Genomic DNA, 21241 nt, shown 5'->3' on the forward strand with positions numbered 1-21241 from the left:
GAGCAGGCGCGGGTCTGGTGCCGTTCCGTCGCACGGCTCACCGGGACCCGCCCGGCGCTCACCGTGGCGAGGGCCTACGCGGTACAGGCGGAAGGAGTCGCCTTGCGGCTGCGCGCGGGTGCCCGGCCGCGCGGTCTCAAGATCGACGTCACGACAACGGTCACGCAGCATCAGTTCGGCATCAGCCGTCTGCGGGCTGGTGGCCCCTGCTGCGCACGCCATGGCCGACACCCTGCCGCTCGCCGTCCTCGCCCGGTCCTCGACGGGACCATGGCCGCGCCGTCCCTCCCGGCCGGAGCGCCGCCGTGGTGCTAGAGCAGCTGCTACCGCGGTTCGTGGCCACCGCGGAGGCGTTTGGCGACGACCACGAGGTGCAACTCTTCCCATCGGAGGAGGCGGTGGTCGCCGCGGCCGTGGGTCGGCGGCGGCAGGAGTTCGCCACCGTCCGCAGCTGCGCGCGCCGTGCGCTGGCGCTCCTCGGCGCGCCGGTCGTGCCGCTCATCCCCGGCGCCCGCGGCGCCCCATCCTGGCCGCCGGGCGTGGTGGGCAGCATGACCCACTGCGAGGGCTACCGGGCGGCTGCCGTCGGCCGGGCCGGGCAGGTCTGTGCGCTCGGTGTGGACGCCGAGCCGCACGCACCACTCCCTCGCGGCGTCCTGGCCCTCATCGCCCGGGAGGACGAGCGGGCGTGGTTGCGTGAGTGGGCCGAGGAGGACGGGTCCGTGTGCTGGGACCGGCTCTTGTTCAGCTGCAAGGAGTCGGTTTACAAGGCATGGTTCCCGCTGACCGGGCTCTGGTTGGACTTCCACAACGTCGGGGTTGAGATCAGTCCGCGCAGCGGAACATTCACGGCCAAGGTCACCACGCCGGCGCTGCTAGGGCTGCAGGGGAGGTGGGCACGGTGGCACGGGCTGCTGGTCACGGCGGTCGCCCTCCCGGCCGGTTCTGCCGCCCTTGGCCCGTCGGGATGACCGGCCACCGGCAGTCGGAACCGTCCCCGCGCCGTCCCGCCGCGGCGGGGACGCTGAAAGGACAGTGCGAGGACGGCGAGACCGAGCATGGCCCCTAGAAATCGTTAACGGCGGACGTTACGAGCTCTGCTGACAGCTGGCGCAGCCCGCGCTATGCCAGAGGCGGGAGGTATCCCGATGGCGGCGGACTGACCCCAGTCCTCGGGGTTGGGTGGGACCGCCGGTGCTTACGAGCAAGCTGATCAGTCGTCGCTGGTGAAGGCTGCGGCGATCGCGTAGTTGGGGGAGCGGTCGTTCTGGTTGCGCTTGGCGATGTAGCGCCGGGTGGTGCGCGGGTCGGCGTGGCCCAGGCCGTCTTGGATGTCTTGGAGCGGAACGCGCAGCCGGTCTGCCTCGGTCGCCCAAGCGTGGCGAAGGCTGTGCGGTGTCACGCCGGCGGGAAGCTTGGCTAGCTTGCAGAGCCGGTCGAGCTGCTCGTAGGCGCTCTTGTACGGGTAGCGGCTCACACCGTCGGCGGCGAGGAAGATCGGCCCCGAGGTGCGCTCACCGATGTAAGCCTCAAGCGCGCGGACCGCCTGCGGTGGAACGACGGCACGAGCGGTTCTGCCGCCCTTGCGCGTCACCTTCATGACGCGGTGCCCATGGTCGTGGCCGAAGTCGCGCACGTCAGTCCCGAGCGCCTCGGAGATGCGCAGACCCACCGACGTGAGCAGCAGCACCAGGGCAGCCGAGCGAGGCGAGTGCGTGGTGGCCGTTGTGATCAGGGCGCGCACCTGATCTGTCGTCAGCCCAACGGCCTGCGACTCCTCGGAGACGCGCGGCCGTCGCACGGACGCAACGGGGGAGTGGGTGAGGACTTCGGCGGCGATGCCGTGGTCGTAGAAGCTGGACAGCGCCGAAAGGCGCCGGGCGACCGACGCGGCTGCTGCTGGCCGCCCTGTGCGCTCCTGGGGTGTCGTTGTCAGATGACGAACCCAGGCATCGACGTGGTGACGTTCGGCGGCGAACGGGTGGACGCCGAGCCCCGCGCACCATGAAGCCCACGCTTCGAGGTCGCGGCGGTAGACCGTCGCGGTGCGGGTCGGGTAGGCGAGGAGCCACGCGGCCGCCAGGCGCAGGAGCGGATCATCGGCCGCGGTGCCCGGCAGCCGGTCGAGCGGCTCGGCCCGCACAGCGGGAACCGGAGCGGCAACGTCGACGGCTAGGGGCACCAAGGTCACGTCGTCGGACGCTAGCCCGAGGGTGCGACAGCGCAGCCAGTCATGTTCGGGCGTCAGGTCAGACGTTGTCCGAACCGCCTGCGTGATCATGGCCCGCGCTCACTTGACGTTCTCCATCTCAGTTGTGGGCTGAAGGCGCCCGATGCCAAGGACGAAGCGACCGGTGCGGGCGGCGTAGCGCTGGTAGTCGCCGCCATGGGTGGCGAGCAGGTAGGGCTCTTCGATGAGTCGCACCTGCAACTCAACGGCCGTCATGAGCGCAACGAGGGCGATCACCGACAGCCAGGTGGGCACCATCAAGGTGAGGCCCAACTGGGCCAGGACCATCGCGGTGAAGATCGGATTGCGGACCAGGGCGAAGACTCCAGTGGTCACCAGCTCGGTGCGCTCTGTCTCTTTGACCCCGATTCGCCAGGAAGCGCCCATGCCGGTCTGAGCGGCCAGGGTCGCGACGAAGCCGACCAGCGCGAGGACCACACCGAAGGCCGCGACAGCCGTTATCCCTTGCATCGGCGCCACCGCACCCGCAGCGGCCAGAATCAACGCAGCAAGTTCGAGGACGAGGGCAGCGATGAAGGAGACGCCGGCCCACCAGCGCAGCGATCCAGGCTTGCCCGAGATGCCGTTGAAGCCTGACGAGCCGGTGCGGCGGATCTGCATCCAGGTACGGACCCCGAAAACAACGGCCAGGCCCACCAGGTAGATCGCCAGGGCCGCGACCGTCATGACGCGTCCTTGGGTCCGCAGCAGTCACAGCCCGGCTTGCAGCCACAACTGTCCGCGGCGCCGTGTCCTCCTGCGAAAAGGGCCTCGGCTGGCGAGCAGCAGTTGTCGCCCCGCCAGGCCTCGCGGCCTTCCTTCAGCGCAACGGCGGCGATGACCAGGGCGGCAATCGGGTCGGCCCAGGACCAGCCGAAGAGACTGTTCAGCGCCAGGCCGACGAGCAGCACACCAGATAGGTAGGTGCACAGCAGTGTCTGCTTGGAGTCCGCCACCGCCGAGTTCGAACCAAGCTCACGGCCCGCGCGGCGCTGGGCGTAGGACAGGAACGGCATGACCGCCAGGCTCACCGCGGCAAGCACCAGGCCGACCGTCGAGTGTTTTGCCTCGCCCGATCCCAGCAGCGAACGCAGTGCGTCGACGGTGACGAAGGCAGCCAGTGCGAAGAACGAGACGGCGATGACCTTGAGGGCCACCTTCTCGCGAGCCTCGGGGTCACGGCCGGCGAACTGCCAGGCCACCGCCAGAGCCGAGGACACCTCGATCACCGAGTCCAGCCCGAAGCCGATCAACGCCGACGACGACGCCGCGGTGCCCGCGGTGATCGCGACGACGGCCTCGATCACGTTGTAGGTGATCGTCGCGGCCACGAGGAAGCGGATGCGCCGGGACAGAAGCTCGCGGCGATCAGCTGCTACGACGGTGGTCATCACTCCTTGATTCCTTCGCGCGCTGCCGAGCCGTAGGTCGGGCAAAGGTCGACGGCATCGCCGGTGAGGGCCAGCAGTCGCTCAGCGGCGCCGAGCAACTCGAGCAGCTCGGCGCGCGTGGTGAGAGAGAACAGGGAGGCGCGGCCGACGGGGCGGGACTCGATGAGGCCGCAGTCGCGCAGACAGGCCAGATGCTTGGAAACCGTGGACTGCGCCAGGCCGAGGTGCTCGGTGAGATCGACGACGCGGTGCTCGCCAAGGGAGAGGTGGCGAAGGATCGCCAGGCGGGTCGGGTCCGACAGCGAGTGGAACAACGACGCCGCTGGCGACAGGCCAGAGGTCTCCAGCCGGGGAGCGGCAGCTTCGGTGTTCTCTGCTTTCATCGCCATATAGCGATGTTATCGACATACTCGCCGCAGGAGTCAAGTGGGATCTTGGCGACCCGCAGAAAATGTCCTTTATCTGCGGGTGTCGGAGAAGACCGTGATGGGCTACGTCCTGCCCTCGACGAGACTCGCTCCGGCGCTTGCCTACCTCGTCCGCCGGGGGTGAGCACAACACGCTCGGGGAGGTGGCAGCCCAGCGGGGGTCGACGCGGTCGGGCAGGCGTCGTCCGTCGGGTCGGTTCGGTCCCACAACAGAATCCCTTTATGTTGTGCCGGTTTGCCGTTTTAGCGGCGTTGTACTCGGCGCCCGAGGGGCGGCCCAGACGGAGACTCACCGGCTCCTGGACAGCGTGTTGGTGGGCCCATTGCGCTCTTGGCGCTTGCCATGCTCCTGTGATGCGGTCGTGTTGCGGGCTGCGGAGGTAAAACGATGAGCGCGCTGAGTGAGGCCTCGGAGTTGGCCGCCGAGCTGATCGGTGTTAACCCGCGCCGCGCTCGAGCCTCGGTGCGGGCCCTGTACAGCCGCCCTCGGCTCATGCCGAGAGACTTGACCGCACCGCTGCTCGTCCAGCCGCAGGCTCTTGGCCCGGCGACACTACCCGGAGCAGTGGCTCTCGGCGACATACAGCAGGTGATCCGGCGGTGGACTGCCTTGGGGATCAGGGGAGTCAAGATCTTCGTCGCCGGCGCTGACCGGGATGAGCGAGCCGCGGCAGCTGTGCGCCCCGGCAACCTGATGACCCAGGCTATCGAGGAGACCCGGGCAGCCTCGGCCAAGATGGTGATCACCACCGAAGTGTGCGGTTGCTCGTGGACGAGTCATGGTGACTGCACGCTCCTCAGCACGAGCGGCCAGATCGACCTTGAGGCGACCCTGGAGCTGATGTCGTCGATGGCCCTGCTTCACGCAGAGGCCGGTGCGGACATCGTGTCACCTACGGCCATGCTCGACGGCTCCGTCAGGGCTGTGCGCAAAGCCCTCAACGCCGCGAGTAGGCCCGATGTCGGCGTCTGTCCCAATGTCGCAATTCACTCGGTCCTATACGGACCTTTCAAGGCGCTCATGGGCACCGATCCCGCCCGAGGGCATCGTCGCGGACTCCAGCTTGAGCAGCAGGATGCGGATCGTGGAGCTCTACAGCAGGCAGAGATGTGGCTTCGGGAGGGGGCAGACTCCCTCACATTGCAGCCGGTCATGTCAGCTGTCGACGTGCTCGTCAAGCTGCGAACAAACGTCAATGTCCCGATCATCGCGTATTCGACTTCAGGCGAGTACGCGGCGCTGCAAGCCATGGGTAGCAGCGCTTCGCTGGAGTACCACGCAGCTCTCAAACGCGCCGGAGCAGACCTTATCCTCACCTACGCGGCCGAGGAGCTGGCCCGCACCCTTGTCGAGGGAGGTGCCAGTGGTGAATGACGAGCCATATAGCTTTCCTACAGGGCTGGCCTCGATCACGGTTGATGCCCAGCAGGTTGGGTTCGCGATGTCCTGTGACCCGCGTACCGGCTCACTCTTGGCGACGCTTGCGGCCTCTAAGCCCGGTGGCCGGTTCATAGAGCTCGGGACCGGTGCAGGAGCCGGATCTTCCTGGCTGCTGCACGGGATGACTCTGGACTCCCAGCTGCTGTCGATTGATGTTAGCGACTCGACTCAGCGGATCGCGCGGAGACACCTCGGGTCGGATCCGCGAGTTTCGTTCGAGGTGGCCGATGCTGCTGCCTGGATCGACGCGTATGCGGGCCCGCCATTTGACATGGCCTTTGTCGACTGCCGGCCTGGGAAGTTCCAACGGCTGGACGTCTTCCTCCGGCATCTTGCAGCAGGTGCGCTCTACGTCGGCGACGACCTGCTTCCTCAGCCAACGTGGCCAGAAGACCATCAGCAGCGTGTGGACGGCTTCCTCGAGCGCTTACCCGGCATCGGCGAGCTGATAGCGACACCCATGGCATGGGCTTCCGGGCTTGTAGTCGCTACCAAGCGCGCCTGTCCGGAGAGCTAGGCTTCTGGGGTGAGCAGGTCACCGGATGCCTCGCCTAGCCTGCGCGTAGGCACGCGCTCGTCGCCGATGGCCCTGGCTCAAGTTGAGCGGCTGAAGGCTGAGCTAGCCGGCGCACAGCCGGAGGTGGCAGTTGAGGTAGTCGCGCTGACCACGAGCGGGGATCGCTGGCAAGGGAACCTGTCCGCGCTGGGTGGTAAGGGAGCCTTCACCAAGGAACTCGACCAGGCCCTAGTCGCGGGGACGGTCGACGTGGTCGTCCACTGCCTCAAAGACGTCCCCGGTGATCGTCCCCTACCAGCGGGGACTCGATTCGCTTGCTTCCTAGAACGCGATGACGTCCGTGACGCTCTAATCCATCCCGGCAAGCTCCAGCTTGCTGCCATGCCCACGGGGTCTGTTATCGGGACATCCTCGGTTCGCCGCATTGCCCAGCTGCATCGCTACTTCCCTCAGCTTAAGACAGTGCCCATAAGGGGAAACGCCAATAGCCGTCTCGGCAAGCTGGACCGCGGGGACTTCGACGCGTTAATCCTTGCATACTCCGGTCTATGCCGGATTGGCATGGCCCAGCGGGTGACCCAGATCCTGTCGCTAGAGACGATGTTTCCTCCAATCGGGGCGGGAATTCTAGCTCTGCAGTGCCGCGAGGATGACTTTCAAACCCTTGATATTCTTCGCTCGCTCAACCACCACCCAACCGCAATGGTGGTACAGGCCGAGCGGACGCTCCTTTATGCGCTAAAGGGACACTGCAACAGTCCGATAGCCGGCCATGCAGCCGCGTCTGTCGACGGTGCGCTCCACTTGCGCGGACAGGTCTTCTCCGAAGATGGCAGCGCGCTGATCGCGGCTGATCAGGCGGGGCCCATTGAGCAGGCCGAGGACTTGGGGCGGTCGGTTGCTGCGGACCTACTGGGTCAAGGCGCCAGGAAGCTCATCGACGCCTCCGCGCCTTGAGCTACGACTATCGGTCGACGCAACTCGGGTCACTGCGACCAGGGAACGTATGAGGGCTGAAGGGGACGGCACCCGTGGGTGACACTTGGTGTTTTCGGGTGCGGTTCCGGATCAGCCCCACCGTCAGGATCGAGACGGACGAGGTCGAATGGGCTCTTACGAACCCGGCAGAGACCCCAGTGACGCTGAGGTCGCTAAATCAGGGGGAGCCGCTCAAAGACGCTGCGTCGATGCAGCTGCGAGGAGGCCCCTACTCGACGGCCGTCGAGGCGAGTTCGGCGGGCCAGCTATGGCAGTCCATTATCACGCGGGCATTTGCGCGATACTCGATCGGTGCGGACTACGGCAGCAGGGCGTTTGAAGGAAGGCTGAGCGCGGAGGGTCTGCGTTGGTATCAGATGACCTTCTACATCGGCCAGCCTTTGAATGACGAGTCAGGAGTGCAGGTCTTCGAGTGTTACCCGCCGCCACGCTTCATAGCGAGTAGCGCACAGGCTGTTGTGGGTCGGTACAAACCGCAGGTTGAGGAGGCTGTGCGGCTGGCCCGCCTAAGCGGGGAGCGGCTCGATGACCTGCATATGCTGGCGTTCGAGCTGTACAGCGGCTCCTTCTTCCAGCCCTCCGCCGATGCCCGGTTCCTGATGCTAATGATGGCGCTGGAGACCCTGATTCAACCTCGATCGCGCGCTCCGGAGGTCCGCGCGCATGTCGACGAGATGATCCGGTCGACCAACGTGGCCACGCTGCCTGACAACGAGAAGGCCTCCATCGTCGGAAGTCTGGAGTGGCTGCGCAGCGAGTCGATATCTCAAGCAGGCAGGCGAACTGTGTCCGGGCTCGGTGACAGACGGTACAAGGGGCTCAGACCAGGCGCCTTCTTCACCGAGTGTTACGAACTGCGCAGCGCGCTCGTGCACGGGCACGCCGCACGGCCACCGGCGACCAAGGTGAACGAGATGGCCGGCCCTCTGCAGGACATGGTGGGGCACCTGATCAGCGGCGAGCTGGCTTACACGCTGGCAGACTGACCAGACCCCACGACCCGCGGAACAAAGCTGCCTAGTACCACGACCGGCAACCTTTGCCCTTAGGCGGCTTCAGACACGCACTACGCCGACGATGATGCCCGCTGGTGCGACCTTCTCCGGCTGGCGAACGACACACTCTCGTCGTGAGCACTTGGTTGATCGCTGCCGGCTTGGTACTGGCCCTCGTTGTGGCCGGGGCGTTGCTCGCCTTGGTGCCGGAGCGGCCAGAAGGGGTGCAAGACCCCTACCACCATTGGCGGCCGCTCCCTCCCTGGCACCAGCGTGTACGCCAACGTCTACAGCGGCGGCACCAGCTCGTTCTGAGCTACCTCGGAGTCATCGCCGTTGCCGTCCTCGTGCTCGTCGTGTGGGTCTTGCCGTCGCTGCTCACCCGACATCCCCTCCTGATAGACGCAGCGGAGCGACATCAGGCGATTACTGGCACCCGCACAGGGTTGGTGGCCTTGCTCGCTGCCATCGGCGCCGCCGGTGGCTTGGCCTACACCGCCCGCACGTACCGACTCAGCCGAGAAGGGCATATCACCGACCGCTACTCCAAGGCCGTCGACCAACTTGCCAGCGAGAAGATTGAGGCCCGCCTCGGCGGCATCTATGCCTTGGAGCGGCTCATGCGTGACAGCCCGGCGGACCAGCCGACGATCATGGAGACCCTCGCCGCCTTCGTTCGCGTACACGCTCCCCGCACCTCGCCAGATACTCCTACTGACGGAACGTCCCCGTCGGTCCCGGATCACCCCGCCGGGGACGTGCAGGCGGTCCTCACTGTGCTCGGCCGCCGGCATACCATATGGGGCGAACCTCCCATTGATCTAAGGGGGACCAAGCTCACTGGCTTCTCTCTATACAAGGCGAGTCTGAATGACGCCAACCTTCAAGGCGCAGACCTGACCAACGTCTACCTCATCGGGGCAGACCTGACCGGCGCTTGGCTCGCGGGGGCCAACCTAATTGGTGCTGACCTAAGAGGGGCTAACCTGATCAAGGCGGACCTCTCATGGGCGAACCTGACCGGCGCCGATCTCGACGGGGCAGATTTACGCGGGACCATTCTCTTTCGAGCGACCATGACTCGTGGGTCCCTCAGCGAAGAGCAATGGGCGTACTCTGTGTACAACGACGAGATTGAATGGGTGGAGGGCCAGCCGCGGCCCGTCGTCCCCGATAGGCCGGTGTACGGCCTTCCAAGACCCCGGCCCTTGCCTCCTTTCAACCCTCCACAGACCTGAGTGGCGGGGCTCCCTCCCGATGGGTCTCGGCGGCTCGCCACAAGCTGGTCGATGGAAAGCCGTTCTCGGCGAGCGTCAGACACGTGCGAGGGTTGCACGGGGCGCGCGGGTAAAGCAGCCGTTCAATAACTCCAGCGTCGTCCTTTCAGCGTGAAACTTGCCCGTCACCCCTTCGCGGCCGCAACCGTCATCGACACCAGGGCTCGTGCAAAGTCCTAAATCCGCTGGTCGGTCGTCGGGTCTGCTCGGCGGTCAGGCTGTGATGAGGGCGTCGAGGACGTCAACCCGGACGAGTCCCGCGCGCAGCAGCCACCACGCTGCTCTCTGAACGTCGTCATGGCTCAGGCCAGCCGCCTCCTCCACCTCACTCACCGGTAGATACAGACCTGTCGGCTCCACGTCGGCCCGGCGCACCACTTCCCGGAGGACGGGGAAATCTCTGCTTTCCCATACGTCGTTCAGCAGCTCCATCGCATACCTCCTGGCGTCTGACAACCATGGCGACCGCTCCTCCTACGACGGGTTCAGTTACCAGCTCCAGCATGACGATGGGGTGTGACACCCCATCCATATGGCTCTTGAGAGCTAGAGGTCCAGAGGCGGGGAGCGCTCTCGGCTCTCTGGCAGGACTGCTTGACGGCTTTTCGTGCTTCGGTGTACTTGATCACCGCGGCGGTGGGGATGAGCGTCATGGCGCTGTCTCCTTGAAGAGGGGCACACCGAGTTCGCGAAGTGCACCAGGCCAGGCGGTCATCCAGTCGCTCATGACCTCGGCCAGCGCCGCGAGTCCCGCCGATGCCTCGTGTACGAGGGCTTCAGCGTTCGGTGGCTGGTGCTGGCTGGTGCCGTACATCGTGAGCTTGCTGCTCCCGTCGGCGGCCTGCTCCCAGGGGTTGAAGGTTGCTACGCCACCGGCGACGCTCTGGGGTCGCCAGCGGTGGAAGTCGACGTGACGCCGGCTAGTTAGGGCGACCCAGCGTGGGTCTTGGGTCAAGGCCACAACGCTGTCGGCCATGCGATCGACTGTGGGTTCTCCAGCAGCCGCAGCGGCGGTTTGCAGCAGCTTCGCCAAGCCTTTGTTGAGTGATACCCAGGCGTCGGGACGGGTGCTAAACGGCGCAAAACCCTTGGCTTCCTTGAGTTTTTTGTCCTGGTTGATGACGGCCGCTGCGCCGGAGTGAACTAGGAGCGTGCGCAACGTGACGTTGGCAAGGCCATGGCCAGCGCTGATCGCGTAGTACCCCGTAATCTCAGCCAGTGCCCGCGCGGAGACCGAGAAGCGGTCGCCCTTGGGTGCGTTCGGGCTCCGCCAGAGGCGCATGTCTTGCTCGCAGGTCCAAGCAAGCCCGAGCTGCTCGCCGGTTGCGGCGATTCGTCCGATGAGTTCGGACAGTCGCCCCTTCGGCAGCCGGTGGGTAGCGCCGTGCATCTCGGACCACGTCGCATGCGCGCCGGTGTTCTGCCACTCGAGGGCCGTCTCGACCGTCCGCGGAAGAGGTTGCGGCCAAGGTCCCGGATCGACCCCCGAGGACAGGGTGCGCAGGACAAGGGCGGAGACCTCTCCGGTCTCGTCGTCGGCTGCCTCAGTCACGACTCCGGACAGTACCTCCGGGTGTGACAAGACCCTTAGATAACTTCCTTTATCTACGGGTTGACCGGCGCGTTCGGCCAGGCGTCTTACCCGGCGCAGGGCGAGTTAGAAGACGACGCCGTGAAGCAGTTGCAGCCCCTCATGCGCCCACTGCTGAGCGTCGGCGCTGGCGGCCTGGCTTGCTCCAGTCACCATGCCAGCGGCTATTGGTGCCAGGACTCCCTTGAGGGCGGCGAGACCCTTGCGGATCGAGGAGCGGTCCGGCTCGGGCTTGACGACCTCGTTTAGGACGTCATTGCCGGCTTCTGCAGCAGTAGCGCGCTCCTCGTCACTTAGCGGAGCTTCTGCAAGTTGGCTCGTCAGGAGCCCGACGGCTCGGGCAAGTTCCTCGAAGCCTGGGGTTACCTGCTCAGTCTGTACCTGGTTCTGGGTGACGTGTTCGTTCCCGAAGGCGATCTGCACCCCGTGGCCATTGGAGTGCACCACCGGACCGTAGTAGGTGTTGTAGGTCGCGGCGGCACGAGCGACGTCGGAGCTGTCGGCGTTGAGGGGGATGCGTACTCCACCATCCTTGGCAAATTCTCGCTCGATTTCTCGCTTCATTTGAGCAATGCCTTGCTGGTTGATCTTGAATCCCGATGGCATGGATATACTCCCCGAATCGTTGGTGCTCTAAGGGTACGTCCTTCATCAACCAGCCCGTGGCGGGATCGCCGGGACCTCTTGAGAGCGTTCTTCGCTCAGGTTGGTGGAGATTCGTCGTGAGGCGGCTCGTCCCACCCATCGGATCGTGTCCGCATGTAGCGCGCTGTCCCGTTGCTCCTCGCCGAGAGACTCGTCGGTCAGGGGCGCCTCGCCGAGGGAGGCGCGGGTCGGGATGCCCCGCGGAGGTGGGCGGCGTTGTTCTTGACTGGCACCGACGACTAACCCGGTGAGCTGGCGGCGGGGTTGGTTGGATCGGTGGGGGTGGTCATCAGAACCCCCACTCGATGCCGCTGCCGCCCGTAAGGTTCTCGTAAATGATCGTGCCGGAGGTGGCCGGCACGTCGATCATGATCGACCCGGCGAACTGCTGGCCCGGCCCCAGGGTGGAGGGCAGCTGCTCGCTCTCGTCCAGGCAGCTGAACGCTGAGAAGGTGCCTAGCTGCCCGTTGAAGGTCACCCCGTCGGGGCCGACGAAGCTCATGTAGCTGTTGTTGAACGAGACGTCACTGACCGCGCCGGGGTAGTCGGTGGGCACGGTGGCGGCGCGCACGTCCAGGCGGACGAAGTGTCCGTTCTCCGGCCCGTCCTGCGCCGGGTAGTCGCCGGTACAGGGTGCGTCGACGGTGACGTCGTCGATGGTGACGGTGGCGGTGACGGTGTCGCCTTCGGCGGCCAGCGGTACTTCTTCTCCGAGCGCGGCCACCCGGTTGCCCCGAGGGCTGATCTCCGGTCCGGGCTCCTGCGCGTCCTCCGGTGTCGCTTCGGTGGTGCCCTCCTCGCTCGCTGAGGGCAGGGCCGGGCCAGAGGACTCTGTGTCGGTCGGCGTGGCTTTGGTATTGGCCTCTTCACTCGGTGAGGGCAGGGCCGGGCCAGAGGACTCGGTGTCGGTCGTGTTACCGCCGGCGCAGGCAGTTAGCAGCACTACGGCGGCGGCGACGTTGGCGGCGCGGGCAGTCAGGTGGGCGGTGCTCACAGGTCTCCTGTCGGTGAGGGACGGGGTCGTGCTGCTGATCCACAAGTGACCCCCTCCCAATTGCGGCCAGGGGTTCCTCCGCGTTACGGCTACCGACCTCGGAACGTCCACCCTCCGCTGAACACGTTCCGGGTCAGCGTGCCGACGACGGTACCGCCGCCACCTCCGCCACCGGCCATCATGCCGAGCAGTGCCCCGCCGACGACAATGATGACCAGCCAACCAATCGGATTGGTGATGAAGGTCTCCCACTTCTGTGCGTACATTTCGTCACGGCAGATGGGCTCCTGGTACGCATACAGCGCCGCTTCGTCGTCCGGGCCACCGCGATGTTCGCCTTCGCCCTCCACGGCATTCATCCCCGACTGCCCGGCCATCGCCATTTGAATGGCCTCGTCCCGGGTGTCTGCTTCGTACTTGATTCCCTCCAAGCGCATCGGGATTTCGGTCCGCTCGCCGTCATACACCACGGCCGGGTCTATCTCGTTCAGTACCGAACCGCAATCGACCATGCGCACCTGCTCAGTGCGCGTCCATTCGACAGTGCCGACGTAGAACGGTACAAGGGATTGTGTCGTGTCCAACACTCGTTCCATTGAGACGATGTTGAGCGGCGAATCGGTCCAGATGATGTAGCCGGACTCTTGGTGTTCCGTCGCCTTGTTGTACGACGGGATAGACAGCAGTGCCAGGACGCCCAGCACCACGCCGGCGATGATCAATTTCACGGTCGCGCTTCTCCTAGGCTTACGGGTCGCGGAACTGTAGCGCTGGGTCCCGTGGAAAGGTGCCGTCTCGCCTGTCCCACTGTCGACCCTCGAGTTCTCGTTCTGCGTGACCGTTCTGGAATACCTTGGGGCGGACGGTGCCACTACGGGTGACAATAGAGCCGTCTCGCCGGGCAGCTGCAAGTAGTTCGTTACGCGCTCTATTCACCAATCCAGTACTGACCGCGGGTACGAGGTAGAGGTGCATCGCCCGGCGGGATAACAGGGGTGAAGTCGTTGTCGAGCGTCTTGGCGATGAGGTCCAAGACGTGCTCGTTGCGGTGAGGTGCTTCGTAGTAGAGGGCTTGGGCCATGTCCATGGACTTGTCCGCGAGAAGCTCGGCAAATACGAGGGGTAGTGCGGGAGAGGTCATGTCGAGTTCACCGATGAGGTCCGCTGCCAGAGTCGCAATGTCGGTGATGTGGCCCCAGGGGTAGCCGCCTTCGTGGTACACGTCATCGGCCTTGATCTCCGCGCCGATGTCTTCGGTCCACCGCACGATGAACCAGTAGGACTCGACGTTGCCGTTCCATCCGGCGGTGACGCTTAGCTTGCTGTCCTTCTCGGTCGGAACCTTGCGCGAGGTGACGCGCAGAGGATTCTTCACAAACGATGGGCGTTCGTCTGGGGGGAGTCGGTCTGATGGCATGGTGGTCATCTTCTCGTGATCCTGGGACATTTCCAATACGGCGTGTTTGCGGTAGTCACGGCGGCTCAGCCAGCCGATGGCACTGCATCATCGTCGTCTGCAACCATGCGCAGCTGCCGCGGTGGGGGCGGCAGGATGGCGGACTGCACGACGGGAGGGGTGGTCGCCGGAGCAGCTGCCGGAAGTGCCGGCACGCGGCGGGGAAGCTCGCGTGGGGGGCTCGTTGGGTATAGCTGGGTGTTGCTGGTGAGAATCTGCAGCCACTTTCCGATGAGGTCGCCGCCGACTTTCACGATCTGCCACTTGGACCCGATCACGACAAGGGCTTCACCAGCGTTGAGCGAGGCAAGGTCGCCGGGGGTCAAGTGGCGTTCCTTGTGCACGTTCCTCGTCTCGCTGGTGCCGGCGGTGAACGATTCGCCGGAGTTGGAGCCCTGTGAGCGGGAATTGCTGGGCCAGCCAGCGCCATAAGTACGAGTGATCTGCTCGCTCGTGCCGTAGCTTTGCGTCTCGGACGTATTTGTCGAGTACGTGACGTATTCGCGGTCGTAGTCACCGCTCAAGACACTGAAGGCTTCCAGTGTTGCTGGGTCTGAGATTCCGCCGAAGAGAACCTTGATGTTGGCAAAGTCGGTGATCGAGCGACCCTCGCGGCCCCACACGGCCTCGGCTTGGGAGAGCGACTGCAGGAACACCATGGTCTGAAAGCCCTGTCCGAGGCCCTCGGAGAGGTACCGGAACAAATACGGGGTTGGTGCGATGTTGCGCGCTTCGTCGAGTGCGCACAGAAGAGGTCCGCGCTCGTGGGTCTCAAACGGAGAGACCCGGTCGTAGCGCGTCGTTGCTTGGTAAAGCGAATCGATCAGCGAGACGAACAGAGGAGCGGCGAACTCCTGCATCTGGGCGTCGCCGGCCATGTAGAGCGTGTCGCGGCTGCGCACAAAGGTGTCAGGGTCGAAGTTCTGGCGGCCGGCATCCATCATCGGGCCGGTGAACTCATAGGCCTGAATCATTGTCTTGAGCGTCGACCACACGTCACTTTCGTGCTTGACGTTGCGGTCGAGCATGCGTGAGGTGAGCGCGCTGATGGCAAGGGTCGTGCCCATCTGCGCGCGGCCATCCAGGCGGGCGTGAGCGGCCTGCAGAACCTCCAGGGGCTCATCGACGTTCTCGCTGCGAATCCAGTCGCGCAGCAGGTTCATGGAACCGTCGGGGTGGAACGAGGCGGCAAAGAGCATGGGGGCAAGCAGCTCCTCGGCTGTCAGGTCCCAGTGGCGACTGCTGGCGTCGTTCTTGGTTCCGTAGCGGTTGGCAGCAATCAGGGACTTGGCGGTGATCTTCGCGCTGTCCCAATCAAGAACGCTGGTGAGGGGCGTCCAGTAGGCGCGGAAGATCCGGACAGCGCCGCCGTGCTGGCGTGAGATGGCGTCGAGCTGGTGGTCGTCGACGGCGTGCAACGGGTCATAAAGCCACAGGCGCCCCGAGCTCGCTCGTGGCAGCGCCGTGTAGCGCATGCCGTCGAGCTTGGTGGAGGCGAACACGGCCGGGCCGGGGTGCAGTGAGACCGCGGGCACGGCAATGCCAAGGGTCTTGCCTGAGCCAGCGGGAGCAACGACGAGGGCGGACTGGCGCCGGCCACCGACCACCAGGTCTTGGTACACGGTGGTGTCCACACCGATGTAGATGGTGCCGCGGTTCGAGACGTAGGACGCTGCATCGACCTTGGGTCGGGGCGAGCGCGCAAAGGCGTTCAAGGGCCGGGTCCGAATCCACTCGGCCCACTCCTCATAGACCTGGCGGTTGTACTCGCCTTGCGCCTTCTTCTGCCATGCGGCTGTGACGTGCAAGCGCCGAAGTGATTCAACGCGCGCAGCGCCGTAGGCGCCGATGAGGAGGAAGAGAACCAGGGTGCCGAAGGTGGTCGAGATGAGGTAGCTGATCACCGTCACCACGGCAAGGAGCTTCCAGTGCTGGCGGTAGAAGCGGTAGAACGTGGCGTAGATGCCCACTGAGTTATAGGGCTTGGTGTCGTCGAAGCCGCGGTGATTCGGCGGCACGCCACCCCACGCCGGTGGGATGACCTGGTTGGCAATGACCTCCACAGAGGCTCCGTCTCTAGATCGGTGGGGTGGTGGGGTTGATCCTTTAGAGACCGAGACCCATGCCGTCGTCGCGGTTTATGTCTCGGCTCTGTTCGAGTCGCCGTTGGCGTGCTTCACGGGCAGCTTCGATCTGTCCCTGTGTGCGGCGTGCGTAGAACTCCTGGGATGACTCACCCGTTTGCTGCTTTCGGGAGAGCAGCGCTCGGCGTCTTGCAGCCGAGTCCGACCCCTCGCGCTCGCGAGCGGCTTCCTGCCCGCGTTCCTTGCGTGCGGCTTGAGCGCGCGCAATCCGGTCCTCAATTTTCGTCGACCGAGGTGTAACTTGCTCGGAGGTCCCTGGGCCATCGCCACCTGGGCCACCACTACCGGGGCCGCCGGGGCTATTGGGGCCGCCTGGGCCATCGGGGCCGCCTTTGGTCGGCGTCGGCTGGCGCCACTCCTTGCCCATGCGGGCAATCTCGTAGGCCAGGTCGGGGTCCATGCGCGGGCGCGGTGTCGGCCGCCCACGGTCGGCGGGACCGACCAGGTACGGAGTACGCGGGCCTTCCTCCGGGTGCTCTATCTCATCGCGCGTGACCTTCCGCGCGGTCTTCAGCTGCTCGTTGAGGACCTGGGCGGGGTGGTCGTTGTCTTCGAGGTCGATCCCGCGGGCAGCGTTGGCCAAGGTCCTACCCGCGTCGTAGCCCTCCTTGTGCAGCTGGTCGAGAGCCTTACTCAGCTCAGCGAGGTGAGGGTCGGCCTTCACCCGGTCGACCTGGGTTTCACCAGCGACGCGTTGGAGGGGGTAAAGGCGGCTGTGTTCCTTGGTCTCTGGAACCAGGTCGCGGCGACTTGTCTTCATGAGCACGGTTGGCTCAGGCTGCGGTGCCCCGTCGAGGACACGTCGAGCCGATTCGATCGGAGGAGAGGACTCGATGAGTTCGGCCAGGTGGGTCTTCGGGTCCTCGCCGTGGGTCTCGTGGTCGAGATAGACGTGGGCCTCGTCGGTGGCACGGGTGTTGGCTGAGTACAGATCCCGCTTGAGGTTCTCGCTGTGGGCCGGCGGAACGGTCTGCACGATGGAGTTCTCAGCACCTTGGTACTTCAAGTTGTGTACCGCATAGCGCGGCATGAGGGGCTGGGTGGGTGCCGATCTCTCCAGGGTGACTGCGGTTGTATTGCCGTCGTCGAGCTTGATCGACGCCCGGCCGGTGGCGAGGTCGACGTGGTCGACGGTGCCAACGGCTCCGTTCTTGATCTGCACTCCGTCGCTGGTCACCTGGTTCTGCAGGAAGATGATCGGGTCACCGTCGTGCAGCGACCATGAGCCGGCCCGGCCGGACGAGGAGGTGGCTTCGTAGGCGAAGCCCTCCCGGGGGATCTCGCCGTGGCGGATGCGGTCGTGCTGGATCAGCCGGTTGAGGCTGTCAACAGTGGTGTTGCTGCCGCCAGGAACGATCACCACCACATCAGGTGCTTGGTATCCGCGGTTGCGGAACGCCCGGTTGTCGGCGGCGATGCGGTCCCAGGTCTCCTGCTGGGTTGCACTCACATGCACCCGGCCGCGCTTGTCGAGGTTGATGATCGCGGCGTGGCCGAAGCCCTCGCGGATGGCGAGGTTCGCAGCCTTGTCGCGTTCGTCTCGCTGCCGGTGCACTTCGGTCAAGCGGAACACCGCCTTGGGGTGGTCGACTTCGGTGGCGTCTTGGAACCAGCCGCCGGCGCCGATCGGCTGGGCCTGCTCGGGGTCGCCGACGCCGACAAGCCGGGCCTCGCCGATCACTTCGAGCAGGGCGTCGATGTCTGGGGTGGACACCATGGCCACCTCGTCGATGACGACGAGGCTGCGGCGGTCCAAGCGCAGGTGGCCACCTTGGGCCAGGGTCACGATCCGCTTGATGGACCCGGACTCATCGGCGTCGAGCTTCTGGCCGGTGTGGTTTCCAGTCAGTGCTGCGGTAGAGACCACCACCACCTGGTCGATGACGCCGGCGGTGCGCAGTGCATCGACCGCAGGCTTCATGGCGGTGGTCTTGCCGCTGCCAGCATCGCCAACGAGAATGACCAACCCTGAGCCGCTGGCGATGGCGTCGACCACCTTGCGTTGCTCGTCATCCAGCGGGCGGGGCTGAGCAGCGAGGGCAGCATCGACCACCGCGGTGGGCGCGGCGGGGAACTGCGCGGCGGCCTTGGCTGCCAGGCGCCACCGGGTGCTCTCCTCGCGGCCGAGGTGCTCTGGAGTTGCCCGCGGCACGGTGTCGGGTGCGTAGGTCTTGCCGTCGGCGCCGACGTAGGCCGAGCCACCATTGATCGGGGTGGCGAGCACGACGGTGTGGTCGAGGACCTTGGTCTCGTAGTCGGCCAGCTCGTCGGGGGTGAAGTCCAGACCCTCGGCGCAGCGAAAGAGGGTGGCTGAGGCGTCGTAGGCGGTGAAGGACGAGGCCTTGTGGTGCAGCCCGTTGGGGCCTTCGAGTCGGCGCCACAGTTCGATCTCGCGCTCCTCGAGGGGAGCCCGCTGTACCTCGCGGGCGGGCTGGCGCAACTGGGTGACCAGGTCTTCGGTGGCGAGCAGAACGCCGCGGGCCGCCATCTCGTCGTGCCACCGGGAGAAGTCCGGATTGGAGTCCTGCTCCTTGTAGTCGCCGTCCTTGGGCAACTTGGACTCGGCCATCAGCCGCTTGGAGGTGGCCGGCGAGGGCACCCGGCCCTCGTGCTGAGCAGCCCACTGGGCATCCAGCGCGATGCGACGCGCGTGGTTGGTGCTCATGTAGCGCACCGCATCCAGATCGATGCCCTCGATCGTCCAGACCTGGCGGCCGTTGCGATCGCGGTCGAAGTCGTCGCAGACGGTCTTCAGCCCGCGCTCGGTCGCCCGGCGGTGCAACTCGCCGTCGACGAAGGCGGCAAGCTTGGTGGCCATGATTGCTTCGAGTAGGCCGTAGGTGTCGATCGTGCCCGTCTTACCGGTGGCCGGGTCGAGGTAGGTACGAGCGATGCAGACATGGGCGTGGGGGTGGAAGTCGGGCAGGCGGCCGTCGGCGACGGTCTCCTCGGTGGGCCGCGCGAGCCACTGGAAGGTGGTGAACATGGCCAACTTCACCGGCACCCGCTCGGTGTTCGAGCCTTGCTGACGCGTCGCCGGCGGCGCCTGTGCGACGGCGACCGCCGTGCCACCGGCAGCCGCCGGCGTGGGCGCCATCGCGGCGTCCCCGGCTGTCGTCTCGGCGCGCGGGATGGTGCGCCTGCCGAGGCGGGCGTTGTCCTCCAGAAAGGTCCGCGCGTCGGCGACGACCTCGTGCCAGTCGCGCATCATCTCGTCGAACAGGCTGGGGTTGACCTTCTGCGCCGCGAGCATGGTCAGCGCGTAGCCCTTGGGCATGGTCACCACGATCTGGGCCATGTCGGTTCCACCGGAGTGGTCGATGACCGGCTCGGGCGCGCGACTGAGGTCCGGTTCCCCGGTGATCGGATCGAGGGGGTGGGCCATCTTGCGCACGGGGGCGCCGTCGTGGTCGCGGGCCACCCGGCCGGTGGCAGGGTCGATCTCGCAGACCGGCGCACCGCGGCGCTGGCTCAACTGCTCGCCGGTCTGCAGGTGCTTGCCCGCAAAGAGGTTGGGCAGGTCGCCGGCCGTTATGCCTAGCTCGCGACTGATGCCCAGGGCCTCGACGGCGCCGCCGTCGATCTGGGTGCCGTCCCAGACCACGGTGTCGGCGGTGATCGTGCTGCGGTGGCGCCCGGCGGTGTCGTAGTACGCGGCGAAGGACTCGGGCTTGGCGAAGTACTTGGCGATGCCGAAGACGCTCAGGCCAGTCATCTTCATGCCCTGAACGCCCATGCCCACCTCCCCGCGGCACGTGAAAGAGGCTGAGGGTACGGACAGTTCCTATACGGAGGAAACCCCAAAATAGGACTACGTAGCGTGACGAGGAGTCCGCTGCACTCCGAGAGCGAGGAACCCGTTGACCTCGCGCGCGACGTAACGCGCGAGCCCGTAAGACCCAGTGCGACCCACACGCCAAAAGCGACGGAAACAGAGCTAAGAGCAGAGAGCACATGACGCAGCGGCTGCGCCGCTGCGTCAAGATCCGGCCTGCGGCCGGGGCCGGCTGCGCCGGCGGGACTGCACGCGAGTACCGCTCGCGCCAAGATCGTTATACCGCGCCAACTACTCACGGTGTTCGGTTTTAGCCGATCTTGGTGGACGTGTGGGACCACCTGGTGTGGTTGCCATAGGCAACACGCATGCCAGCGTGCGGCCATGGTCGGGAGGGCGCGCTACTCGCCCGGTGCTCGCACACCTCGGATTGGTCTGCAGCCGAGAGACCTCCACACTCCCGCCGGGCAAGTGGTCCGAGCCAGGCGGCGCGTCAAGGTCATGCGGTGGGCGGCGTCTGGTGCGGCGCATCGCCGAGCGGAGGAGGGGCGGCTCCGCACCATTGAGCGCGCGGTGCGTGCTCGGGATTGTCAGTGCCGGCGGGCACGGTGCTCGCGGCATCCCGCGCATCTTCCGGAGACTCCACGATGACCAGCGCACCAATCGGTGATCAGCGGCCCGAGCAGCGGGCGGTGCTCATAGCTGATCTCGACGGACAACCGTTGATCGTGTTGTCCGTGCTGGAGGAACTGCTGCGGGACCTGGCCGCGTGGGAGGAGTCCGACGCCGTCGACCCGCCACAGACCCGCCGGGCGCTGCGGCTGCCGGCGCCGCTGGCCGGTGGAGTGGCGCTGGCCGCGGTGCGGCGGCTGGCCGAGGCGCTGCAGCCGACCCAGTGCCCTGGCCCTGAGCGGGGCCGGCTGCTGGGTCCCGATGGCAGCCATGCGCACACGGCGCTCAGCGTGCTCCTGCTGCCCTGCGCCGACATCGAGATCCTCGCCGCCACCGCCCGCGCGCTGGGCCGGCCGGGCCTGGAACCTGACCTGGTCGATGTGCTCACCGCCTACGCTGACCGGTTCACCGGCCAGCTGGCCGGTCGGCACACTCCGGCGGATCGGGCCGAGTTCGTCGTCGGCATCGCCGGTCTGGCCGGACTGCTGGACCTGGCGCCCACCGAGGCCACTCAGCTGCTCGTGGCCCGCCTGTCGGCCAGCCCACCGGGCCTGGACCTCGCCCTGACCGACGCCGAGGAGGCCGCCTACGCCGACACGCTCGACCGGATCACGGCCATGTGGCCCCACGGCTGGGAGCTGACCCTGCAGTGACCCCGGCACCGACCCCTGCACCGCGATGACCGG

Annotated in this window: 19 protein-coding genes; 7 read left to right on the forward strand and 12 right to left on the reverse strand. The window is 66.1% G+C overall.

The window, feature by feature from the left end; genetic code table 11:
• The first annotated feature begins 305 nt into the window (after positions 1-305).
• On the forward strand, positions 306-971 hold the full coding sequence (locus ACU616_RS26900; protein ID WP_446761561.1) for a 4'-phosphopantetheinyl transferase family protein: 666 nt from the start codon (positions 306-308) through the stop codon (positions 969-971).
• Between the two features lie 242 nt (positions 972-1213).
• Here ACU616_RS26900 and ACU616_RS26905 read toward each other — a convergent pair whose 3' ends face one another.
• The 4 genes from ACU616_RS26905 to ACU616_RS26920 all read right to left on the reverse strand — a co-directional run bounded on the left by ACU616_RS26905 (position 1214) and on the right by ACU616_RS26920 (position 4010).
• Positions 1214-2191 carry a tyrosine-type recombinase/integrase gene (locus tag ACU616_RS26905; protein ID WP_446761562.1) on the reverse strand — a complete coding sequence of 326 codons (978 nt, stop codon included), beginning with the start codon at positions 2189-2191 and terminating at the stop codon, positions 1214-1216.
• Between the two features lie 99 nt (positions 2192-2290).
• On the reverse strand, positions 2291-2917 hold the full coding sequence (locus ACU616_RS26910) for a methyltransferase family protein (protein ID WP_446761563.1): 627 nt from the start codon (positions 2915-2917) through the stop codon (positions 2291-2293).
• Positions 2914-3621: a cation transporter gene (locus tag ACU616_RS26915; protein ID WP_446761564.1), complete on the reverse strand. Its 708-nt coding sequence runs from the start codon at positions 3619-3621 to the stop codon at positions 2914-2916. The genes ACU616_RS26910 and ACU616_RS26915 overlap by 4 nt, the downstream gene beginning before the upstream one ends.
• Entirely contained in the window at positions 3621-4010 is a 390-nt protein-coding gene (locus tag ACU616_RS26920) for an ArsR/SmtB family transcription factor (RefSeq protein WP_446761565.1), read from the reverse strand. The genes ACU616_RS26915 and ACU616_RS26920 overlap by 1 nt, the downstream gene beginning before the upstream one ends.
• Positions 4011-4437: 427 nt before the next feature.
• Here ACU616_RS26920 and ACU616_RS26925 point away from each other — a divergent pair, with 427 nt between their 5' ends.
• The 5 genes from ACU616_RS26925 to ACU616_RS26945 all read left to right on the forward strand — a co-directional run bounded on the left by ACU616_RS26925 (position 4438) and on the right by ACU616_RS26945 (position 9239).
• The gene (locus tag ACU616_RS26925; RefSeq protein WP_446761566.1) at positions 4438-5424 is read left to right on the forward strand and encodes a hypothetical protein; all 987 of its coding nucleotides are present in this window, start codon (positions 4438-4440) and stop codon (positions 5422-5424) included.
• Positions 5414-6007 (forward strand): O-methyltransferase, encoded by a 594-nt coding sequence (locus ACU616_RS26930; RefSeq protein WP_446761567.1) that lies wholly within the window; start codon positions 5414-5416, stop codon positions 6005-6007. The genes ACU616_RS26925 and ACU616_RS26930 overlap by 11 nt, the downstream gene beginning before the upstream one ends.
• A 9-nt stretch (positions 6008-6016) precedes the next feature.
• Entirely contained in the window at positions 6017-6964 is a 948-nt protein-coding gene (gene hemC, locus ACU616_RS26935) for a hydroxymethylbilane synthase (RefSeq protein WP_446761568.1), read from the forward strand.
• Positions 6965-7062: 98 nt separating this feature from the next.
• Positions 7063-7992, forward strand: coding sequence for a hypothetical protein (locus tag ACU616_RS26940; protein ID WP_446761569.1), 930 nt, complete (start codon positions 7063-7065; stop codon positions 7990-7992).
• 143 nt (positions 7993-8135) lie between these two features.
• Positions 8136-9239 carry a pentapeptide repeat-containing protein gene (locus ACU616_RS26945; RefSeq protein WP_446761570.1) on the forward strand — a complete coding sequence of 368 codons (1104 nt, stop codon included), beginning with the start codon at positions 8136-8138 and terminating at the stop codon, positions 9237-9239.
• Positions 9240-9491: 252 nt separating this feature from the next.
• Here the strand turns inward: ACU616_RS26945 and ACU616_RS26950 are convergent, their stop codons facing one another.
• The 8 genes from ACU616_RS26950 to ACU616_RS26985 all read right to left on the reverse strand — a co-directional run bounded on the left by ACU616_RS26950 (position 9492) and on the right by ACU616_RS26985 (position 19844).
• A complete protein-coding gene (locus tag ACU616_RS26950) occupies positions 9492-9710 on the reverse strand; it encodes a hypothetical protein (RefSeq protein ID WP_446761571.1) in 219 nt (72 codons plus the stop codon).
• A gap of 217 nt (positions 9711-9927) precedes the next feature.
• Positions 9928-10830: a hypothetical protein gene (locus tag ACU616_RS26955; RefSeq protein WP_446761572.1), complete on the reverse strand. Its 903-nt coding sequence runs from the start codon at positions 10828-10830 to the stop codon at positions 9928-9930.
• 105 nt (positions 10831-10935) lie between these two features.
• Positions 10936-11475, reverse strand: coding sequence for a hypothetical protein (locus ACU616_RS26960; RefSeq protein WP_446761573.1), 540 nt, complete (start codon positions 11473-11475; stop codon positions 10936-10938).
• A 328-nt stretch (positions 11476-11803) separates the two neighbouring features.
• Entirely contained in the window at positions 11804-12508 is a 705-nt protein-coding gene (locus tag ACU616_RS26965) for a hypothetical protein (RefSeq protein ID WP_446761574.1), read from the reverse strand.
• An 89-nt stretch (positions 12509-12597) separates the two neighbouring features.
• The gene (locus ACU616_RS26970; protein WP_446761575.1) at positions 12598-13236 is read right to left on the reverse strand and encodes a hypothetical protein; all 639 of its coding nucleotides are present in this window, start codon (positions 13234-13236) and stop codon (positions 12598-12600) included.
• A 200-nt stretch (positions 13237-13436) separates the two neighbouring features.
• Entirely contained in the window at positions 13437-13934 is a 498-nt protein-coding gene (locus ACU616_RS26975) for a hypothetical protein (protein ID WP_446761576.1), read from the reverse strand.
• Between the two features lie 56 nt (positions 13935-13990).
• The gene (locus ACU616_RS26980) at positions 13991-16027 is read right to left on the reverse strand and encodes a type IV secretory system conjugative DNA transfer family protein (protein WP_446761577.1); all 2037 of its coding nucleotides are present in this window, start codon (positions 16025-16027) and stop codon (positions 13991-13993) included.
• Positions 16028-16070: 43 nt separating this feature from the next.
• The gene (locus ACU616_RS26985) at positions 16071-19844 is read right to left on the reverse strand and encodes an ATP-dependent DNA helicase (protein WP_446761578.1); all 3774 of its coding nucleotides are present in this window, start codon (positions 19842-19844) and stop codon (positions 16071-16073) included.
• Between the two features lie 686 nt (positions 19845-20530).
• Between ACU616_RS26985 and ACU616_RS26990 the strand changes: the two genes are divergently transcribed.
• On the forward strand, positions 20531-21208 hold the full coding sequence (locus ACU616_RS26990; protein ID WP_446761579.1) for a LuxR family transcriptional regulator: 678 nt from the start codon (positions 20531-20533) through the stop codon (positions 21206-21208).
• Positions 21209-21241 lie beyond the last annotated feature (33 nt).

It is taken from the genome of Geodermatophilus sp. URMC 62, assembly GCF_052931475.1.

Coding starts and splice junctions, on each gene's coding strand:
- ACU616_RS26910 (WP_446761563.1), bottom strand. CDS start 2,917: ATGACGGTCGCGGCCCTGGCGATCTACCTGGTGGGCCTGGCCGTTGTT.
- ACU616_RS26915 (WP_446761564.1), bottom strand. CDS start 3,621: ATGACCACCGTCGTAGCAGCTGATCGCCGCGAGCTTCTGTCCCGGCGC.
- ACU616_RS26920 (WP_446761565.1), bottom strand. CDS start 4,010: ATGGCGATGAAAGCAGAGAACACCGAAGCTGCCGCTCCCCGGCTGGAG.
- ACU616_RS26925 (WP_446761566.1), top strand. CDS start 4,438: ATGAGCGCGCTGAGTGAGGCCTCGGAGTTGGCCGCCGAGCTGATCGGT.
- ACU616_RS26950 (WP_446761571.1), bottom strand. CDS start 9,710: ATGGAGCTGCTGAACGACGTATGGGAAAGCAGAGATTTCCCCGTCCTC.
- ACU616_RS26960 (WP_446761573.1), bottom strand. CDS start 11,475: ATGCCATCGGGATTCAAGATCAACCAGCAAGGCATTGCTCAAATGAAG.
- ACU616_RS26975 (WP_446761576.1), bottom strand. CDS start 13,934: ATGACCACCATGCCATCAGACCGACTCCCCCCAGACGAACGCCCATCG.
- ACU616_RS26985 (WP_446761578.1), bottom strand. CDS start 19,844: ATGGGCGTTCAGGGCATGAAGATGACTGGCCTGAGCGTCTTCGGCATC.
- ACU616_RS26990 (WP_446761579.1), top strand. CDS start 20,531: ATGACCAGCGCACCAATCGGTGATCAGCGGCCCGAGCAGCGGGCGGTG.